This window comes from Pedobacter sp. AK013 (genome assembly GCF_014205835.1).
In the GTDB taxonomy this organism is placed as follows: domain Bacteria; phylum Bacteroidota; class Bacteroidia; order Sphingobacteriales; family Sphingobacteriaceae; genus Pedobacter.
Genome location: NZ_JACHCQ010000026.1, coordinates 54,984 through 74,912 on the forward strand (window position 1 = coordinate 54,984; position 19,929 = coordinate 74,912).

Consider the following 19,929-nt stretch of genomic DNA (forward strand, 5'->3'; position numbering starts at 1 on the left):
TTAATAAAGATAAGCTGAATTACTGTTTCTCCAAATATTTTAAGAAATCGTCCTTATTGGATGGGAAAACAAAAATATCGGATAGGGTAAAATAGTTCTGCGGGTCGGCAACGTTTTTATAAAGGTTCCTGGCTACCTTCAAACGTTCGTCATCAAAGGTAAAAGATTTTAAGAGTACCCTCACCTGGGCGCTCAGCAGTGACGAATTTTTGCTCACCACATTTATCATTCTTAATCTTCCATCATCAAAACTTTCCTTTCTGTATTGCGTTAAAAAAGTCTGAAAAGCTTCGTCAGATAGTAATCTGTAATTTAATTCGGGCTGTGGTGGTAGCGGCGGAACGATCCCTGTATTATAGTCTCCGGTATAACCGTCAAAATCATCAAGCGCATATTGTCTGTTCCGGTAGATTGTTAGCTGCTTTAACGTAATTAACCGCTTATCTTCCAAACTTAAAATAAGCCTTTGTTGTGGAACAGCCCTTATTCTCTGTTTCAAAATTATTGTACTGCCCTGAATAATAGATAGTGTTGGTGCTGAATTGTATACATCATAAAAACGGAACCTACCGTTGGCCGATGCAACAAGTTCATCGTCTAAATACACGTTATACTTGCCTGGATTAGCAATTTGCAGGAATACTTCAGCAGCACTGCGGTTGTTTTGAGCGAAACTTAGGGTAGCAAAAAGCATTGCCAATCCTAAAAAGATGGTTTTCTTCATTTTAATTAAGGTTTCATTTGTGTGTGTATTAAGTTAATGCCAAATGAATGCCAAAACCAAACAAAAAGGAGTAACTTAAAAAAGTTTTAACAACTCTTCGAGGTGAATAATTTCTTTCTGGACATCATCGGGTTTCTCTTTTTTTGAAGGATTAAAAAATATCGCTTCCATACCGAAGTTTAGTGCACCGTAAATATCGGCTTCAAGACTGTCGCCAATCATAATACTTTCTGCTTTTAAGGCTTTGGCCTTATTCAACGCATATTCGAAAATAATAGGGTTTGGCTTGTTTACACCTACATCTTCAGAGATGATTACATTTTCGAAATATGGGTTAAGATTCGAAAGATTCATTTTGGTTAAGGTTGTTTCCTTAAACCCGTTAGAAATAATATGCAGGGTATATTTTTGCTTTAGGTAGCCCAAAACATTTTCTGCCCCTTCGAACAGGTTGGTTTTAGTTGGCGAAATATTTACGTAATCATCCTCAAATTGATGTGGAACGGCATCAGGATGAACACCCAGTTGAATAAATGTTTTGCTAAAGCGCTCAGATCTTAAAAAATCTTTAGTGATTTTGCCCTGGTGGTAGTCGGCCCACAACTGATGGTTGTTGTCGGTATAAGTACTGATAAAATCGGCACAAGACTTAAGGCCAAGTGTATCTAACTTATAAATATGATAAAGTTCATTTAATGTTTCTTCGGCGTTGCGGTCAAAATCCCAAATCGTGTGGTCAAGGTCGAAGAAGATGTGCTTTTTCATCAGTATATATATTAGCTGCAGCTGTAATGAAGCTATCAGATTTTTCTAATCCCCTACATGATTTGAAAAATCATGATGGTTTCATGAATCATTATTTTCACAAAGGTAGGCTAATGATTTTTGATTTATAAATAATCGGCAACTTTTGAGTTTAGCTCTCCAATAAGCTCTTCATCCATATACTGATAATCATCAGGGATATCGAGTGTAATAATTTCCTTTTCACAGGTTTCTTCAGGAAAACGTTTAACGATTCTTTGTTTATGTTTTTTCTCCATTACAAAGATGAGATCTGCCCAGATAATCAATTTTGCATTAATTTTAATCCTTGCCGATGGTTCGGTCCCTGCTGATCTTACCTGGTGATCGGGATGGTTTTTATAGATGTTTTCAGCAGTGGCGCTACGCCATTTATTTCTGCTGCATATAAAGAGGATGTTCACTCAATTGTTTTTATAAGAATGTAGACTTTGGACTAAAGACGCTAGACGAAGGACTAATTACACCTTCTCTCCATAGGCTAAATCACCTGCATCGCCAAGCCCCGGTACGATGTAAGATTTACTGGTCATTTCTTGATCTATTGCCCCGAGCCAAAGTTTTGCTTTAGGTAAATTAGCGCGTACATGTGCTACACCTTCTGTACTGGCTATGGCGGCAACGATATGAAGTTCGGCAACTTTATAGCGGTTAATTAATTCTTTACAGCACATCACCATGCTTTGTCCCGTTGCCAACATTGGGTCGGCCATAATTAACACTTTTCCTTCCAGATCAGGGGTAGAAATATAATCCATCTGAATCACAAAATCGCCACTTTTTTTTACTTTGCGATAGGCAGATATGAAACAGCATTCAGCCTGGTCGAAGATGTTGAGCAGACCCTGTTGAAGTGGCAGCCCGGCCCTAAGGATCGTAGCTAAAACAGGCTGTTGGCTTAAAACTTCGCAAGACGATACGCCTAATGGGGTTACAATTTCCTTATTGGTGTATTTCAATGATTTGCTGATCTCGTAGGCAAAAAACTCGCCGAGCCTTTCCATATTTTTGCGGAAACGCATCGAGTCCTTCTGGATGTGCTCATCCCGAAGTTCGGCAATAAAGGTATTGGCGATAGACTTAGTCTTGCTTATATCAAAAATCATAATAATGTTTCCGGTATCTTATAGGTTTATTCCAGTAGGACGTTTAATCACTAAAATTAGCAATTTTAAGCTGGATAATTTAAACAAAAATCAATTTCCGGCGTAATTGAGCATTTCTCCGAACAGCGATTTTAATTTTTTGTATTTGGCATTTGCAGACAGGCTTTTTAAATTCCAGCTGCTATAAAAGGTACCGTTTACCACCTTTACAGCATCAATGTATCGTCGTACTGTTTCGGTGGCCGCATCGCGTGTTAAAAACTGCAGAATATAATCGGTGAGGCAATAAGAATTAACAATTAAAGGCGTTACTTTTTCAAGCTGAAGATCGTACCAGTTAAATGGCGTACAAGTTCCGGCCCTAAACCCTGGCACATTGCTATAGCCCATAGAATAATCGGAAGTAATGCCAGAATTAAGAATGTTTAAATAACAAATTGGAAATTTTAAGACTTCTAATTGCTGGCTACTTACTGGAGCGGGGCTTGGATGGATCTTTTTGAGTTTAACGAGGCCTTCCTTAATCTCGAGCATTTTTTGCTTGTCACTGGCGCAGGGTCTTAATAATCCAACTGATTGATTGGTAAGTGTTTTTGAAACACCGTTTATCTTAATGTAATTTATGGGTACATCAGGGAAATTGATAAAATAAAGGGGGGTACTTTTTTTGGATGAAAATAGCTGGTTTGCCTCCCCCAGAACCTGCTCATTATCGATTTCTATTCCTGTTAACCTGTCAAATTTCGAACTCAGGTAATTGTTTTCTTTTTTAAAGATAGCACTGAAAATAAATTTTGTTTTATTTAATAATCCCTCGGGTAAGTTGGGCAAAATATTGAAATGAATGGTTGGTTGATGTTGGAATCTCTTTTCGTGGAACTTAACATGTGGATGTTTTTTTTTGATCAAACTCTTAATAATCAATGCCCATTCATCAATAACGGGTTTGTCTAAAATCTTCCATTTATACTGGTAGCTTTTTGATGGCTTAAATTCCTCTTCGTTTTTTTTGGGGTAAAAATATTCCTCATATCGGCTTAATATAAAAAAAGAGGCAGCAAAAACATCAAATGGCAGGGCAGATTGTACAACCGGAAAAGGAGCCTGGTATTCGCCAAAAGGAATAGTTTTTGGCTTGATTTCTTCTAATTTGTTAGAGAAGAGTAAAGTGGTACGCTTAAAGAAAAGCTCCTCAGCTAATGGCTCTTCGCCATAACTGATTTTGATGTGCTCGCTCTTTAGAAAATATTGGCTGTTGCTTGTAAATTCTAATTCTGCTTTAAGAATATCTTTAAAGATAAAGTTAAAGATATATTTTAACCGAGGCGTTAATATGTTGGAGAAGATGATTAGATGCATAACTTATTTTAACAACACGGTATTTAAAAAAAGATTACAAGAAATATTTCTCAGCAAATATTAACCTAAATAATATTGCCTTCTAAAATTAACGGTAATTTAACATTGAACCGTTAACTAATACAAAAATTACAATTAAAAGTTTGCTGCAAACTTTTTTTCAGGGTAAAGAATTTTGGTGCTTTTACGGATAGCACCTTTTACAATATGTACAATGCTCATCTGATCATCAAACATATCGTATAAGATAGTATTGCTCACCTCAACCGATTTTATGGACGGAATTTTCTCTATCTCAAGGTAAATATTTGTAGCCTCATGATCGATCTCAAATCCAATATAGTTCATAGCAACAGCTTTGCCATTGGCTTTTATCTGTAAATGAGAAAGCAGGTATTTTTTTACCAATTCATCCATTGCGTTCTTCATATTCTGATTGCTCAAGTCGGTTTTCTGTTTGTATAATTTGGCTAAAATTGCCTCAAAATCATCTGAAAAGATTTTACAACTTATTTCTAAGGTTTTATCCTTCGCATTAAAGTTTACTTCGGTTGTACTTACATGTAAGGGGTGTTTTATCCCTGCTCCAACAGAAAAAAAAGCAAAACACAAAAGCAAAAAGCTATATTTTAATTTACGCATCAACATATTAAATCTTTCCTTAAATAGACAAAGTTAACAGATAATCAGTCTACTTGTTAAATGTAATTAAGGTGTTATGCCCACATTTTTCTAAATATAAACGTTGCAAATTTAAGCTGGCAAATATTTTGCTGAGTTTTTTATGTGATGGATGCACATGTGTAAACTTAATATTAAAATTTTCATTGAGCCAATAGCTCATTTTAATGACCAATTTCCTGAAACCTGATTCTTTTAAAAGTTCTTCCTGAAGAAATTTCTCATTGTTAACCACAATAAAACCGTAGCCGTTTTTTTTGATCAAGTTGTAAATGCATTTTGCAAATCGATAATCATTGATGCAGTAATACCAGCATATGCGACTAAAAATAATATCGAACTTGCCATGGGCTTCTTCTAAATAGCCCAGCGAAAAATTTACTGTTATATTTTCTTCATGGGCTTTAGCTTTTGCTATTGTTAAATAATTCTGGCTAATGTCGTGCCAGGTAACTTTTGCTCCCCTTCTGGCAAATTCGATACTATATTGCCCAGGCCCAGCACCTAGATCAAGTAGAGTTTTATTTTCGAAATTGCCCAAATGGCTTTTTATGGCCTCTATTATTTTGCTGTCAATCTTTTTGTATTCGCTTGTTGCATATTTTTCTGCAAAAGCTTTTGAAACCGGATCGAAACCTTTTTCTGGTTTTTGTAAGTAATATTTAAGCCAAAGCATAGTATTGAATAGAAGACCAATAGTTACACCAAGTTACCGTATTGGCCATGTACATGAAACAACAATTTTGTTTACAGCTGTAAACCCTGTTGTTTTTGATGAAATTCCATCAAAAAGCATTAGGTAAGTTAAAAATTAGTAACAAATTTGGTATTTAAGCTTTTGTTTGAGTGATGTTTGGGGGTTTTTATAATTAAAAATATAATTTTAGCTATTGTAAACTATTTTATGCTCAATAGTTAGCTTATTAATTCATGCCGTTACAGGATTTTATCTTTTATTTTAAGTTGGGATGGGAGCACATTATCAGTGCCGATGCTTTAGATCACCAGCTGTTTGTTTTGGCCCTGGTTGCTATTTATAGCTATGTCAACTTAAAACAGGTGCTAATATTGGTTACCGCGTTTACCATCGGCCATTCATTTACCTTACTTTTAAGTGTATTGGATATCATCAGGTTTGATAGTAAATGGGTAGAGTTTTTAATTCCATGTACCATTGTAATTACGGCAGTCAGCAATTTGTTTAGAAAGAATTTCTCCTTAAAATCAATCAAGATCAATTATTTTTTGGCGCTTGGCTTCGGTCTTATTCATGGAATGGGCTTTGCAAACTCCATCCGGATCATGCTGGCCAAAGATCAGAACATTGGCTGGAGCTTATTTGGCTTTAATATAGGCTTAGAGGCCGGGCAGGTTTTTATGGTGATTATTATTCTCTTGATTACCTTTTTAATTTTTAATTATACCCGCATCAAACGCATGAGTTGGGTTTTATTTATATCAGCAGCCGTATTTAGCCTGGCTTTAAAAATGGCTTTAGAACGAATTCCTTTTTAATAAACCGTATAATGAATAAACTATTTACTTTAACCGGCCTGCTATTCTTTTCTGGTAGTTTGGCTATGGCCCAAAATATTCAGAATAACCCAGGGAGTAACCACGGGAATAAGTTTGAACAGTTGGGCACCATTTTACCAACACCCAACGAACAACGTACAGCCAGCGGAGCACCTGGTGTTAAATATTGGCAGCAACGGGCCGATTATAACATCAAATGTGAGTTGGATGAAAAAAATCTGTTGTTAACGGGGTCCGAAACGATTACTTACACCAATAATTCTCCAGATCCTTTAACTTATATCTGGTTGCAGCTTGATGAAAACGAGCATAGTACCGATAGAAATGCCAATTATCAGGATGCGACTAAAATGCCTGCCACCGGAACAACTAAAAATTTAGATCAGTTAATTGCAGCAGGAAACAACGGCTATGGAATAAATATTACCAAATTAACCGATGCAGCAGGTAAAAACTTACCATATACGGTTAACAAAACCATGATGAGGATAGATTTACCGGTAGCGCTAAGAACGGGACAAAAATTTATCTTCAATATTGATTGGAACTATAAAATTTCTGACCGGATGAGTGTTGGTGGCCGTGGAGGTTACGAGTTTTTTCCGACCGATGGGAACTACCTGTTTACGATGACGCAATGGTACCCACGTTTATGCGTATATAGCGATTTTCAGGGATGGCAGAACCATCAGTTTACAGGTAGAGGTGAGTTTGCCTTAACCTTTGGCGATTTTAAAGTTCAAATGACCGTTCCGGCAGATCACCTGGTGGGTTCAACAGGAGAGTGTATTAATTATAGCGCGGTTTTAAATCCAACGCAGTTAAGTAGGTATAATGCTGCTAAAACTGCTGCTGCACCTGTAGAAATCCAAACCTTGGCTGAAGCCAAACTGGCAGAAACCAAAAAATCGACAGCAAAAAAAACCTGGGTTTTTAATGCGAATAATGTCCGCGATTTTGCCTGGACATCTTCCCGTAAATTTATCTGGGATGCCATGCCTCAAAAAATTCAGGCCAATAACAATACCGTAATGTGTATGAGTTTTTATGGAAAAGAAGCATACAATCTCTACAGTAAGTTTTCTACCCGTGCGGTGGCACATACCATTAAAACCTATTCAGATTTCACTATCCCTTATCCTTATCCGGTTGCACAAAGTATCGAAGCTGCAAATGGAATGGAATACCCAATGATCTGTTTTAACTATGGCCGTACAGACACCGACGGAACATATAGTGAAAGCACAAAAAATGGCATGTTAGGCGTAATTATTCACGAGGTTGGGCATAACTTCTTCCCAATGATTGTAAATAGTGATGAACGCCAATGGACCTGGATGGATGAAGGACTAAATTCTTTTGTTGAGTATTTAACCGAAGAGCTTTGGGATAACAAATTTCCAAGCAAAAAAGGGCCGGCCTATACCATTGTTGATTACATGAAGTTGCCTAAAGATGAGCTGGAGCCAATTATGACCAACTCTGAAAATATCGCTCGTTTTGGTCCAAATGCCTATTCTAAGCCAGCCACAGGCTTAAATATTCTCCGTGAAACCATCATGGGAAGAGAACTTTTCGATTATGCATTTAAGGAATATTCGAGAAGATGGGCTTTTAAGCATCCAGAGCCTGCTGATCTTTTCCGTACCATGGAAGATGCCAGCGGCGAAGACTTAGATTGGTTTTGGAGAGGTTGGTTTTACGGAACCGACCCTTGTGATATATCTTTAGATAGCGTGAAATTTGCAAAAGCCGATTTCCCTAAAGATTTACCAGATGCCAAATCGAAAATGGTTAAAATTGATAAACCCACTGTTAATGCCTTTGAAGATATTTCAAAAATCAGGAACCGAGAGGATAAGAAAATTAATTTTTACGTAGATAAAACCCCAGCAGCACAAGATTTCTACTATAAATACGATAGAGGAATGGTTACTGTTGATACCACTGTTGCCACTAAAACAGAAATCCCTGCAACACTAGAAACTGTTCCCCCGGCAGAGCAGGGTAAATATGATGGAAAATTTCTTTATGAACTGAGCTTTAGCAATAAAGGAGGTTTAGTAATGCCTATCATTGTTGAGTTTACCTATAAAGATGGAACAAAGGAAATAGACCGTATCCCTGCTCAGATCTGGAGACATAATGAATTGAAAACAGCTAAATTTTATGTTAAAAATAAAGAAGTAGCTTCTATTTTAGTGGATCCGTTTCGCGAAACTGCCGATATTGATACCTCGAATAATAGCTGGGGCGGCAAAGCAAAGGAAAGTAAGTTTAAAGTATATAAAACCAAAGCTGGTGGGACAGTAAGAGGTCAATCGGTTGGTAAAAATCCAATGCAGGCCGCTGCGGGTAAATAGCCGCATTATTATCCTGAGCGATCGTCATTTCGACCGTAGGGGAGAAATCTTCAAGCTTGTGGCATTAAGATTCCTGCTTTCGCGAGAATGACGCTTGGCTAAGAAAAATCGTCATCTCGAACGCAGTGGAGAGATCTTTTAATATCGTCCAAAGATCTCTCCACTCCGCGTTGCTCCGGTCGAGATAACGCCGATTTTAGAATCTGTCAATCGTAGCTTGTGTCGAAGGATTGTGTAAGTTCATATGTGATAAAGACCCTGAAATGAATTCAGAGTGACGACACACGAGAAGATCCCCGTTGAATTTTTCACGGGGATCTTTATTGTATCTGAGGTAAAATGTTTGATAAGAAATATTTGATATTGGTTACCGTGATGTCGTTTGATGACAGGTAAGTTTCGCTATTTGGTGTAATAATATATTTATATTTTGGTTCCAGATCCTTTATACAACTGATAAATCCTTTAGATATGGTGGGTGCATTTGATAGTTTGATTTCAATACATGTAATTGGGGTAATTCCCTGCACAAGGATTAAATCACATTCTGCCCCAGTTTGTGTGCGGTAAAAAAAAAGGTCTGTTTGCTTATTCTTTATTTGATAAATCTGCTCAATTACATAACCTTCCCAGGATGCACCGACACCTGGATGGCCAAACAAATCACTATAACTTGAGATGTTTAATAAACGGTGTAAAATACCTGTATCTCTGATATATGTTTTTGGCGACTTAATTAAGCGCTTTTTGGCATTAACAAACCATGGTTGTAATCGCCTAATCAAAAAGCCGCCCTCTAAAAAATCTAAATACCGATTTACAGTAGGCGCACTCACTCCTAAAGATCTTGCAAAGGATTCCCCATTAAATACATTTCCATTTAAATGAGAAAGCATGCTCCAGAAATTTCTTAGCAGCATCGGTGCTAAATCAACGCCAAACATCTTGGCTAAGTCTCTTTCTACATAACTTACGATAAAATCATCAATCCATTCTTTGCTAAGCAAGTCGTTTGCTGATAGTAAAGACTCTGGAAATCCGCCACGAAACCAATGTTGTTCAAAACCTATTGTATCAGGGAGTTCAGTTAGTCTGATGGGACATAATTCATTATAGGAAATTCTGCCAGCCAGTGTTTCAGAAACTCCTTTTACCAGTTCTGGTGAAGCGGATACTAACAATATAAATCTTCCTGGTGTTCTTTTAGCATCTATTAATGGCCGTAATAAAGAAAACAATGACGGAAATAATTGTACCTCATCAATAATTACAGTATGATCTTGAAGGCTTTCGAGAAAAGTATAGGCGTCTTGTAGTTTAGCAACATCCCTGGGATTTTCCATATCAAGATATATATAGTCGCTGCTTAAATCTTTTGCCAGCGTAGTTTTTCCAACTTGTCTCGGCCCGAGAATAGCAATAGCTGGAGATTTTTTAAGCCGATTTCGTAATTGGGAAGCAAGGTTTCTGATAATCAACATAAACAAATATACGCATTAACCTAGTAAATCAAAAGTTAAACTTTTGATTTACTAGGTTTGTAAGCCTTTATTCATGAAAAAAAATAACATTTGAGTATGGACGGTTATAAGATACCGACAGAATAAATCTTCTCTTACCCCAACTTTCCTGACTTTCGCCTGTTTTACTCTTTAGTCCTTAAATCGTATATTTGGTATACCCATGAAATTTAAAATCACCTCAGAATATCAACCTACCGGAGATCAGCCAAATGCGATAAAACAATTGGTAGATGGCGTAAATGCCAACGAACATTATCAAACTTTATTAGGGGTTACAGGATCGGGAAAAACATTTACGATAGCCAATGTGATTGAGCAGACACAGAAGCCTACCCTGATTTTGAGCCACAATAAAACTTTGGCAGCGCAGCTTTACGGCGAGTTCAAAAATTTCTTTCCTGAAAACTCGGTGAATTATTTTGTTTCTTATTACGATTATTATCAACCCGAAGCTTTTATTGCATCAAGCAATACTTATATCGAAAAAGACCTGAGCATAAACGAGGAAATTGAAAAACTCCGTTTACGTACTACCTCTTCGTTAATGAGCGGTAGGCGCGATATTATTGTGGTATCATCCATCTCCTGTATTTATGGTATGGGTAATCCGGAAGATTTTTCCCGGATGGTTTTCCGTTTTGGCGTGGGCTTAAGGATTTCGAGGAATGCATTTTTGCATAGCCTGGTCGAGATTTTATATTCCAGAACCACAACAGATTTTAAACGAGGAACCTTTAGGGTTAAAGGCGATACAGTGGATATTTTTCCGGCCTATCTTGATCATGCTTACCGTATTTCTTTTTTCGGCGATGATATTGAAGAACTTTCTTCGATTGACCCGGTTTCTGGAAAAACCATAGAAAAATTAGAAGATATGGCCATTTATCCGGCCAACCTTTTCGTCACCCCGAAAGATAGGTTCAACTCTTCGATCTGGGGAATACAGGAAGAATTGGAAATCCGTAAGAACCAGTTAATTGCAGACAGGCATTTACTGGAAGCAAAAAGGCTGGAAGAACGGACCAATTTTGATATCGAAATGATGAAAGAATTGGGTTACTGCTCAGGTATCGAAAACTATTCCCGTTTCTTTGATGGAAGGCAGCCAGGTATGCGCCCTTTCTGTTTGCTGGATTATTTTCCTGATGATTATTTAATGGTAATTGACGAAAGCCACGTTACCGTTCCGCAGATCAGGGCCATGTATGGTGGAGATAGATCGAGGAAATTATCTTTGGTTGAATATGGTTTCCGTTTACCGGCCGCACTTGATAACCGGCCTTTAAACTTTAACGAATTTGAAGCCCTTGCACCACAAACGATTTACGTAAGTGCAACTCCGGCCGAATATGAATTAGAAAAATCGGAAGGTGTGGTGGTGGAGCAGGTAATCAGGCCAACCGGATTATTGGATCCTGTTATAGAAATTAGGCCTGCCATTAACCAGGTTGATGATCTTTTAGATGAAATAGACCTAACCATAAAAGATGGCGGACGTGTTCTGGTTACCACATTAACCAAACGTATGGCTGAAGAACTGACAAAATACCTTGACCGCTTAAATATCAAGACCAGGTATATCCATTCTGAAATAAAAACCCTGGAACGGGTAGAAATTCTCCGTGGTTTACGTTTGGGAGAATTTGATGTTTTGGTAGGCATTAACCTTTTGCGTGAAGGTTTGGATTTACCTGAGGTTACTTTGGTTGCTATTTTAGATGCGGATAAAGAAGGTTTTTTACGTTCAGAAAAATCGTTGATCCAAACCATTGGCCGTGCCGCCCGTAATGATCGTGGCCGGGTAATTATGTACGCCGACGGCATTACGGAAAGTATGGAAAAAACCATTTCAGAAACAAACAGACGTAGAGAGATACAGATTGCTTATAACCTTGAAAATGGCATTACACCAAAAACGGTCGGTAAATCAAGAGAAGCCATACTAGAGCAAACCTCAGTGCTCGATTTCTCGCAAAAAGCGAGCGATAATAAAGCAAGGGCTTACGTCGAAAATGCAGAAATCAGTATTGCAGCAGATCCGATTGTTCAGTATATGGGTAAAGCCGAACTGCAAAGGGCAATTGATACTACCCGTAAGGATATGCAGAAAGCAGCAAAAGATATGGACTTTTTACAAGCTGCAAAGCTGCGTGATGAAATGTTTGCACTAGAGAAAATGTTCAATGAAAAATTCGGTAAGTAACGGATTAACCTAATTCTTTAGGGGTATTGTTCGGTGATTTTTTCATCGCCTTTACTACATAAGTATTTGCAATACGGTCGTGCCATCCTCTTTCTCCAAATAAATAAGAAAGTGCATCAAAAGGAATTATCCGAGCGAAAGTCCGACCGATTCTTTGTATGATGGATGGTTTTTCCGCAACATTATTAACAACCATATTACCCATAATGGTTTTTCCAATTGATGTGTTAAAAATACCTTCAAAGATCAAATAATAAAGAAAACCAAATAATGTTAAGGGTAAATAAGCTTTAGTTTCAAAAAAAACAAGATAATTTCTATTCTCATCAAAACGGATCCTATAATAAGACCCGATTTTGAGATAGAAATAATAAATCATCATAATTGATAAAAGATCGAATAGCCTGTGAAGAAAGCGATTAGGTTTATTTACATCGTCAAATGTAAAACTGCCGTCTTCTTGTGACCGCAAAACAGGGATTAAGCTATTTTGAAGTGTAATTAAGGCATAAATTTCAAAAATCAGATAGGCATAGCCAATAAAATCTAAGATCCCTAACGGGCCATTTGCATGTTCCAACGGTTCAAGATTAGGAAATATTTTCCGGTAGGCGTTAAAAATGTGAAAAATAAGCGCTAAAAGAATATTAAACTGTAAAAACGTCCTTAATATACCCGAACGTTCATATTTGCTTAGCACAAACTGCATAAGGCCTACCAGATTCAAGATAAGTAGAATCGGAGAAACATACTCTGCCCAACTAAAATTTATTGTACCATCACTCCTTTTGATGACTGAATAAAGTTCAATCAGATATCTGATATACTGGAAACTGTAAAAAGCGAACGTTAAACCGAGAACAACAGCGATAATTAGATTTTTTTTCATTTGAACAACTTTGAGGCGAATACTAAGATATACTTTAATTTTTATTTGCCCTTAATAAAAATATTCAATAGGTAACGATTTAGTTTTAAAGATTGATTTTTAGATAATTTGAGTTAGAATTGCAGTTCAATAAGTTATCTAAAAATTATCAAATGAAATCCTTAAAATTAGTCGCGCTGATCGTACTCGGCGTAATGGGGCTAAAAAGTCATGCCCAAAATGTTACAGCAATTTCCCTTCCACTTGGAGGCAATGCCTACAGCTCTTTACATCAGGATTCGGAGAGAACACTATCCAACAGGGGAATTGTAAATTGGTCTAATCCAAAAGAATATTTTACAGCTTATTTTAGAGTTTCTAAACCGGGTACCATAATAGTATCGTTAAGCGATAAACCGCTGATCGATGGGCAATCGGTTCTGGAGTTTACCATCAACAATCAATCTAAAAAGGTAAGTTTCGATGAAACCAAACCCTTTGACGGTAAAATTGGCGAATGGGACATTAAAGATACAGGTTATGTAGCCTTAACCATTAAAGGAATAAGCAAAAGTGCAGGTAGATTTCCTTCAATACAAACCTTATCCATAGGTGGAACAGCTACCGAAGGCAAAACCGCTTACGTTAAAAACAACGAAGGCAACTTTTTTCATTGGGGCCGACGTGGACCATCAGTTCACCTGAACTACCAACAGCCTGAAAACGTAAATGCAGCATGGTACTATAACGAGGTAACCGTGCCAAAAGGTGAAGATATTTTAGGCTCTTACTTCATGGCGAATGGATTTGGTGAAGGTTATTTTGGTATGCAGGTAAATAGCCCAACGGAGCGACATATCTTGTTTTCGGTATGGAGCCCTTTTAATACCGACGATCCTAAAAGTATCCCAGAATCGCATAAGATCAAAATGCTTAAGAAAGGCGAAGGCGTACACACTGGAGAATTTGGCAATGAAGGCGCTGGAGGCCAGAGCTACCTGAACTACATGTGGAAAGCAGGAAACACCTATAAATTCCTATTGCATGGTGTACCCGGAAAAGACAGCTTAACCACGTATACTGCTTATTTCTTTGCTCCTGAAATCAATAAATGGCAATTGATAGCCAGTTTTACCAGGCCGCAGACTAAAACCTATTTAAAACGCTTCCATTCTTTTTTGGAAAATTTCTCACCTGTTCAGGGAGACCTATCGAGGAAAGTTTTGTTTGATAACCAATGGATCTGTGATGATAAAGGAACATGGACCGAATTAAAATCTGCGCGCTTTACCACCGACAATACAGGAGCAAAAGGATATCGGATGGATTATCAGGGAGGAGTAGATAAGGGTGCTTTTTATTTAAACAATGGTGGCTTTTTTAACGATTATACCACACCAAGGAAAATTTTCACCAGAAGCACTACTGGTAAGAAACCTGAAATAGATTTCAGTAAATTACCATAACAATCAAAATAATTATGGAATTTTGAGGCTTTAATCATATTACATCGCAAATGGACGGACAAAACAGAAAAGACATTTACCCAGGATTAGAAGTTGGAATTATTTTGAAGAAAGATCAGCGGTCGGGAAATATTACCTATGGGGTAGTAAAAGATCTGCTTACTTCATCTGCATTTCATTCCAGGGGGATAAAAGTGAGGCTCGAAGATGGACAGGTAGGCCGTGTAGCTGAAATTATTGAAGATTAATGGTGTTATTAAAACCTTTATAGGCTTATTTGTGTATTATATTTGTAATCAAAATGCAATTAAAGGCTAAATAAGTAACAAAATAAATTTTATGACGTCTATATTTGTAACCACAGTAATTTAAAGAATGGCATTAATAAAATTCATTTTCATCACAATATTGGTACTTTGGCTGATCAGAATGTTGATTAGGTTAATTCTGCCAATGCTGTTTAATAACCTGGCCAGCAAAATGCAAAGTCAGGCTACAGGCCAGCAACAACAAAGACGGTCAAAACCTGAAGGCTCTATTTCGATAGATTATATGCCTCCAAAACCCGATCAAAGTAAAACAGATAAGCTCGGCGACTTCGTAGACTACGAAGAAGTCAAATAAAACTGAACCCTGAACTTGTTTCAGGGTTTTTTGTTTTTAAAATTAAAAAAGCAATAATTTAAAATATATAGTTTAAGTTTAATGCTTTTAACGCTCAACTGGATAACCAAAATATACCGACAACTATGAAATATTTTATTGTTTTTATCTCCGTGTGGATGCTAAGTGCGAAATGTTTCGGCCAGACAAAACAGGATAGTTTAGAAATTAAACGTGCAGCCCTTGACTATATAGAATCGCAACATAGCCCAAATCCCAAGCAAATGGAGCAAACTCTGCATCCAAGGCTAGTTAAACGTACATTTTGGACGGATAAGGAAACCAACAAAGATTATGTTCGAGAAACCTCTGCAGAATCGATGGTTATTTTGGCCGAAAGCTATAACCGTAAAAAAGATAAATTCCCTGTCGTTCCTAAGAAGGAAATTAAAATGCTTGATATTTCAGAGAAAACTGCTTCGGTTAAGCTAATTGCAGATGAATGGATAGATTATATGCACCTTGTTAAATTAAATGGTGCCTGGAAGATTATTAACGTGCTTTGGCAATTTAATGATAGTGCTAGGCATAAATAGCACATCTTACCATTCAGCTTGAAACTTGATTACCTTATTTCTTTTCTCAATTAGTTTTAACATATAATTTTCAAGAAATATTTTTTCTACAAGGCGGCCTAATAGGCCAAAAGGTGCCTGAAATTCAAAAATATCTGTCATTTCTGTCTGAGAATCCATTATTTTAAACTGGTGGCGATGATGGAGTTTTTTAAAGGGACCTTTAATCATCTCATCTACAAAGCTTGTTGGGTATTCCATTGAACTAATCTTGTTTGTCATTTCGAACGTAATGCCAAAATGCCTGGCCCGCCAGGTAACCGATTCATGTAAATTGATCAAACCACTCTTTTTTCCAGCTATTGCATTTTCTCCAGAAGCTTTCATCGATTGTAAGTGAAGATCGATATTTCTAGATAGATCAAAGCAATGCTCGATGGGCGCATTAATCAATGTTTTTAATATGATTTTAGACATATGCTTATTACTTTAAGTCTTTTGGCTTTGCACTTAGCGCGCTCATCGCCTCATCAATCTTTCCGTATTTAAAATTAAATCCACTATTTAGGAGTACTGCTGGTTTAACCCACCTGCTTTTTAAAATCAGTTCTGTTTCCGTTCCGATAATTTTTGCACCAATGGCCAATAACCAGGCTGGGGTAGGCAAGCCAAAATTGCGATCAAAGGCCATTCTTATGCTGCGCATAAAAACATGGTTTTTAATTACTTCCGGTGCCGTGCAGTTTACAATTCCTTCAATTTCCGGATGGTTAAGTAGCCAAACTATACTAGCTGCTGCATCCTCTTCGTATATCCAGCTCATATATTGTTCGCCATCGCCCTGTTTACCGCCCATACCCAATTTTACCAGGTTAAGTAAGCGGGGAAAAGCACCATCTTTTATGCCTAAAACAATGCCCATTCTAAGGGCTATTTTTCGGGTATTGGGCGTATTGGCTTCAAAAAAGCTATTTTCCCAGGCTTTGCAAACTTCAATAGAGAAACCCTCACCGATTTCGCCTGTTAACTCGTCTTGAGGATGGTCCTCTGCATGACGATATATAGTAGCAGAAGTAATGTTGACCCAAAGTTTTGGCGGATTTTCCATTTCCTCGATCGCTTTGCCCAATAAATGGGTGGGGATCAATCTTGAATCAAAAATTTCTTTTTTGTTTTTTTCGGTGTACCTGCAGTTTACATTTTTACCACAAAGGTTAACCAATAGATCGGCCCCCAGCAAGCTGCGGGTCCACTCACCTATGGTTTTGCCATCCCATACCAATGCTTTAATATTGCCCGTTGTGGCTTGTGGTTTTCTGGCCAGAATGATCACTTGATCAGCCAGGCTGCTAAAATATTTCGCCAACACACTGCCCAAATAACCATTTCCTCCTGCCAGTACAATTTTTCCGTATTTCATGATCATTATAAAATTAAGATTAAACCCAAAACAATTAAGCGGTAAAGTGCCCAGGTAATACTCATCAACCAACCTAGCTTTAATAATTTACTCCTACGGATATGTTCTAAAAACATCAGTCCCGCAACCATTAGAAAATACAGCAGAAAAAATAAAGGTAGAAGGCTGACGTATTTTTCCAGGATTATAATGGGCAAGAGTAAAAGCGAACCTGCGAAAGAAATGGTCATCATATTCCCAAGGTAATCCCAAAGCTTTTCTTTTTTATAAAAGCTAATAATTGCGCCTTGGAAAAATAGCTGGCCACCACAGATTAAGTATTCACGGTATCTACTGCCCAGTGGAACAAAATCGGTAAGCAGATGCGCATAATCTGTTAATATATAAGCAGTAATAACCCAGGTTAAAAGTAGAAAAGTAATGCGGTAATGGAGTTTAAAAGTGGGCTGTATCGTATTTTCTTTAACCGGAGCTGGAATAATCACCTTACGGTTGTAAGAAACAAATGCATAAAATTTACGCATCAGGTAAACAAATGGACTAAACAAAAATAAAGGCTTAAAAAAGGGCATAGCGTTTGCAATAATTTTGAACAGACTCTGGATGCCATAAGTAACTTCGCCTGTTTCGGTATTAACAAGTGCAATTTCATTGGCAGCCCTTTGCTTATCTACCAGCGGGCAAATGTTTTGTGGCATTTCCTGGTAGGCCTCACGACCATCTTGAGTCAACATACCTGTTTTTACAAAAGCTTTGGTATAGGCATAACACATTGGGCACTCATTGTCAAATAAAATCACGTGGTTTTTAAGTGTTTTCATTTTATTTAAATTTTAATACTTTCAGTAAAAAATGAAAGTTTTGGTTAAAAAATAAAGCCGAACTTAAGGGTAAGGCGTTTTAATGGTTAGGATTTAGTGGATAGGCTTTAGCACTTGGCTTTTAGTGTGAATATGTCTTGGTACTCGATATTTACTACTTGCTACTAAATACTTATTACTTGATACTCAACCCCTCCTTCTCACATCTCCCCGCTCAAATCTATTTAAACACTTTCAAAACCGAGCCCCAGAACCAATTCTCTTCAGCTTTAAGCATGGTTTCTAGCGTTTTATCCACGTTGAGGGCAAGTTTGTTAATATCGCTTACCGATTTTTTGAAGGTTTTAAACGCTGGGTCTTTTTCATCACCCGTTACCGTTGATAGTTCATTCAAAACTTTTAAAACAGGCTCTAACTCTCTTTTTTTACGTTCTTTAGCTACCTGGCGGGAAATATTCCAAACATCCTTATCGGCAAAAAAGTACTCTTTGCGCTCGCCAGCTTTATGTTGTTTTTCAATTAAGCCCCATCCAATTAAATCGCGGAGTGTCATGTTGGCATTTCCTCTCGAGATACTGAGTGCTTCCATAATTTCTTCAGTAGTAAGCGCTTCAGGAGAGATAAGTAATAACGCATGTACCTGGGCCATAGTGCGGTTAATTCCCCATTCGGAGCCTAATTTGCCCCAAGCTTCTATAAATTTTAATTTCGCTGCTGCTAATTCCATACACAAATATAAACTTATTTTTAAAGTTTCAATAATTATTGAAACTTTATTTGTTTTGGAAGTTATTTACTTTCGCGTTGTATTTCATCCAACACCATCTGCCAGTTGGCCTCATTGTTATTTACCTTTTTTAACAGTTCAGCCTGTGCCTTATCGAAATAAACAGACAGTTTTAATACGGGCAAAGCCAAATCTGGTTTAAACATCGTCCCTGGAGCAAATCCAGGCTCATTGTTTTTGGCCCGGTCACGGTCGAATTTAACGGTAGTATGTACATATTCTTCGTGCTGTTTTTCTCCATTAATGTATGGGATCAACCACTCTACAGATTTTTTGATCGAAGATCCTTTAGGCGACTCGTAGGTATAAAAGTTAGTGCCTTTCGCTCTGTCGATCATAATGGCCAACTTTAGCATCGGTTCAAGGTCGTAAATGTGGTAATGCATGGCATCACGCTCTTTAAAATCCAAACTGGTTCCATCAGGATACAAATTGATATTAATGTGGCTTTTTAAATTGTCGATGGTCCATTTAATAAATTCCTGATTATTTAAAGTGTAACCAATTTCGCCAACTTCTTTTAAGCGGTGTGCATTCCAGTTATTAATGGCAGTGGCTCTCCCCGCTTTCATCCGTTTGCTGTTAATTTCAGCCCAGGCCGTTTCGGTAAGCCATTGTTCAATCTGTTTTTTATCGGTTATTAAGATATCTTTTTTAATCAGATCGTAAGCTTCAATGGCTTTATCCAGATTGGTATCGTCAATAGGATCGCCATTTGGTTTGTTGATTTTGGCCCATGCACCAAGAAATTCTACACATTTGTTTAAATATTTTTGATCATTGGTAATTCTGTATTGTAAGGCCAGTGCAAACATTTTATTCATATCTGCCAGGGCTAATCTGGTTTTCTCTTTTTTTGGATTTCCCTTTAATAATCCTTCAGTTCTGATCGTATCAATTGGGTTGGGTTGTTCGCTTAGATAATTTAATGCCGATTTTTCAAAGCCCAGGTATAGTTTTTTAGTTTCTCCATCATTTTTAATCTGCGTTTTTAACTTTTTGATTTCATCATTATTTAAACTCACAATCTGCGAAAACGAAGAAAAAGATAATAAAGCAAGGGCGGTTGCAACAACAAACTTTCTCATAA

The 19,929-nt window shown here is 37.3% G+C and carries 21 protein-coding genes; 7 read left to right on the forward strand and 14 right to left on the reverse strand.

Going from position 1 to position 19,929, the window contains the following annotated elements; all coding sequences use genetic code 11:
- Window positions 1-19: 19 nt before the first annotated feature.
- From HDC90_RS17170 to HDC90_RS17200, 7 genes are all read right to left on the reverse strand, one after another.
- Window positions 20-724 (reverse strand): DUF4476 domain-containing protein, encoded by a 705-nt coding sequence (locus HDC90_RS17170; RefSeq protein WP_184468557.1) that lies wholly within the window; start codon window positions 722-724, stop codon window positions 20-22.
- A gap of 75 nt (window positions 725-799) precedes the next feature.
- Entirely contained in the window at window positions 800-1,489 is a 690-nt protein-coding gene (locus tag HDC90_RS17175) for a YjjG family noncanonical pyrimidine nucleotidase (protein ID WP_184468559.1), read from the reverse strand.
- 125 nt (window positions 1,490-1,614) lie between these two features.
- Window positions 1,615-1,932, reverse strand: coding sequence for a low molecular weight protein tyrosine phosphatase family protein (locus HDC90_RS17180; RefSeq protein ID WP_184468561.1), 318 nt, complete (start codon window positions 1,930-1,932; stop codon window positions 1,615-1,617).
- A 57-nt stretch (window positions 1,933-1,989) separates the two neighbouring features.
- Window positions 1,990-2,634 (reverse strand): uracil phosphoribosyltransferase, encoded by a 645-nt coding sequence (upp, locus tag HDC90_RS17185; RefSeq protein ID WP_184468562.1) that lies wholly within the window; start codon window positions 2,632-2,634, stop codon window positions 1,990-1,992.
- A 90-nt stretch (window positions 2,635-2,724) separates the two neighbouring features.
- Window positions 2,725-3,993 (reverse strand): hypothetical protein, encoded by a 1,269-nt coding sequence (locus HDC90_RS17190; protein ID WP_184468564.1) that lies wholly within the window; start codon window positions 3,991-3,993, stop codon window positions 2,725-2,727.
- 135 nt (window positions 3,994-4,128) lie between these two features.
- A complete protein-coding gene (locus HDC90_RS17195; RefSeq protein ID WP_184468566.1) occupies window positions 4,129-4,635 on the reverse strand; it encodes a DUF6702 family protein in 507 nt (168 codons plus the stop codon).
- 49 nt (window positions 4,636-4,684) lie between these two features.
- Window positions 4,685-5,350, reverse strand: a complete 666-nt coding sequence (locus tag HDC90_RS17200) for a class I SAM-dependent methyltransferase (RefSeq protein ID WP_184468568.1) — start codon at window positions 5,348-5,350, stop codon at window positions 4,685-4,687.
- 254 nt (window positions 5,351-5,604) lie between these two features.
- On the opposite strand from HDC90_RS17200, the gene HDC90_RS17205 reads away from it, so the two are divergent.
- Window positions 5,605-6,189, forward strand: coding sequence for a HupE/UreJ family protein (locus tag HDC90_RS17205; RefSeq protein ID WP_184468570.1), 585 nt, complete (start codon window positions 5,605-5,607; stop codon window positions 6,187-6,189).
- 11 nt (window positions 6,190-6,200) lie between these two features.
- Window positions 6,201-8,573, forward strand: a complete 2,373-nt coding sequence (locus HDC90_RS17210; RefSeq protein WP_184468572.1) for a M1 family metallopeptidase — start codon at window positions 6,201-6,203, stop codon at window positions 8,571-8,573.
- A gap of 320 nt (window positions 8,574-8,893) precedes the next feature.
- Here the strand turns inward: HDC90_RS17210 and HDC90_RS17215 are convergent, their stop codons facing one another.
- Window positions 8,894-10,054 carry an ATP-binding protein gene (locus tag HDC90_RS17215; protein ID WP_184468574.1) on the reverse strand — a complete coding sequence of 387 codons (1,161 nt, stop codon included), beginning with the start codon at window positions 10,052-10,054 and terminating at the stop codon, window positions 8,894-8,896.
- A 202-nt stretch (window positions 10,055-10,256) separates the two neighbouring features.
- Between HDC90_RS17215 and uvrB the strand changes: the two genes are divergently transcribed.
- Window positions 10,257-12,299 carry an excinuclease ABC subunit UvrB gene (gene uvrB / locus HDC90_RS17220; protein WP_221451880.1) on the forward strand — a complete coding sequence of 681 codons (2,043 nt, stop codon included), beginning with the start codon at window positions 10,257-10,259 and terminating at the stop codon, window positions 12,297-12,299.
- 4 nt (window positions 12,300-12,303) lie between these two features.
- Here the strand turns inward: uvrB and HDC90_RS17225 are convergent, their stop codons facing one another.
- Entirely contained in the window at window positions 12,304-13,188 is an 885-nt protein-coding gene (locus HDC90_RS17225) for an RDD family protein (RefSeq protein WP_184468576.1), read from the reverse strand.
- Between the two features lie 152 nt (window positions 13,189-13,340).
- On the opposite strand from HDC90_RS17225, the gene HDC90_RS17230 reads away from it, so the two are divergent.
- The 4 genes from HDC90_RS17230 to HDC90_RS17245 all read left to right on the forward strand — a co-directional run bounded on the left by HDC90_RS17230 (window position 13,341) and on the right by HDC90_RS17245 (window position 15,832).
- Window positions 13,341-14,633, forward strand: coding sequence for a DUF3472 domain-containing protein (locus HDC90_RS17230; protein WP_184468578.1), 1,293 nt, complete (start codon window positions 13,341-13,343; stop codon window positions 14,631-14,633).
- A gap of 50 nt (window positions 14,634-14,683) precedes the next feature.
- A complete protein-coding gene (locus HDC90_RS17235; RefSeq protein ID WP_086548157.1) occupies window positions 14,684-14,881 on the forward strand; it encodes a YwbE family protein in 198 nt (65 codons plus the stop codon).
- Window positions 14,882-15,008: 127 nt separating this feature from the next.
- Window positions 15,009-15,257 carry a DUF4834 family protein gene (locus HDC90_RS17240; protein WP_184468580.1) on the forward strand — a complete coding sequence of 83 codons (249 nt, stop codon included), beginning with the start codon at window positions 15,009-15,011 and terminating at the stop codon, window positions 15,255-15,257.
- A gap of 125 nt (window positions 15,258-15,382) precedes the next feature.
- Entirely contained in the window at window positions 15,383-15,832 is a 450-nt protein-coding gene (locus HDC90_RS17245; RefSeq protein ID WP_184468582.1) for a nuclear transport factor 2 family protein, read from the forward strand.
- 6 nt (window positions 15,833-15,838) lie between these two features.
- Here HDC90_RS17245 and HDC90_RS17250 read toward each other — a convergent pair whose 3' ends face one another.
- From HDC90_RS17250 to HDC90_RS17270, 5 genes are all read right to left on the reverse strand, one after another.
- The gene (locus HDC90_RS17250; RefSeq protein ID WP_184468584.1) at window positions 15,839-16,288 is read right to left on the reverse strand and encodes an SRPBCC family protein; all 450 of its coding nucleotides are present in this window, start codon (window positions 16,286-16,288) and stop codon (window positions 15,839-15,841) included.
- A 7-nt stretch (window positions 16,289-16,295) separates the two neighbouring features.
- A complete protein-coding gene (locus HDC90_RS17255) occupies window positions 16,296-17,231 on the reverse strand; it encodes a TIGR01777 family oxidoreductase (protein WP_184468587.1) in 936 nt (311 codons plus the stop codon).
- A gap of 5 nt (window positions 17,232-17,236) precedes the next feature.
- On the reverse strand, window positions 17,237-18,052 hold the full coding sequence (locus HDC90_RS17260) for a DUF393 domain-containing protein (protein WP_184468588.1): 816 nt from the start codon (window positions 18,050-18,052) through the stop codon (window positions 17,237-17,239).
- 220 nt (window positions 18,053-18,272) lie between these two features.
- Window positions 18,273-18,779 (reverse strand): GbsR/MarR family transcriptional regulator, encoded by a 507-nt coding sequence (locus tag HDC90_RS17265; RefSeq protein WP_184468590.1) that lies wholly within the window; start codon window positions 18,777-18,779, stop codon window positions 18,273-18,275.
- A 62-nt stretch (window positions 18,780-18,841) separates the two neighbouring features.
- Complete coding sequence (locus tag HDC90_RS17270) at window positions 18,842-19,927, reverse strand: alginate lyase family protein (RefSeq protein ID WP_184468592.1); 1,086 nt, start codon at window positions 19,925-19,927, stop codon at window positions 18,842-18,844.
- Between the last annotated feature and the right edge of the window lie 2 nt (window positions 19,928-19,929).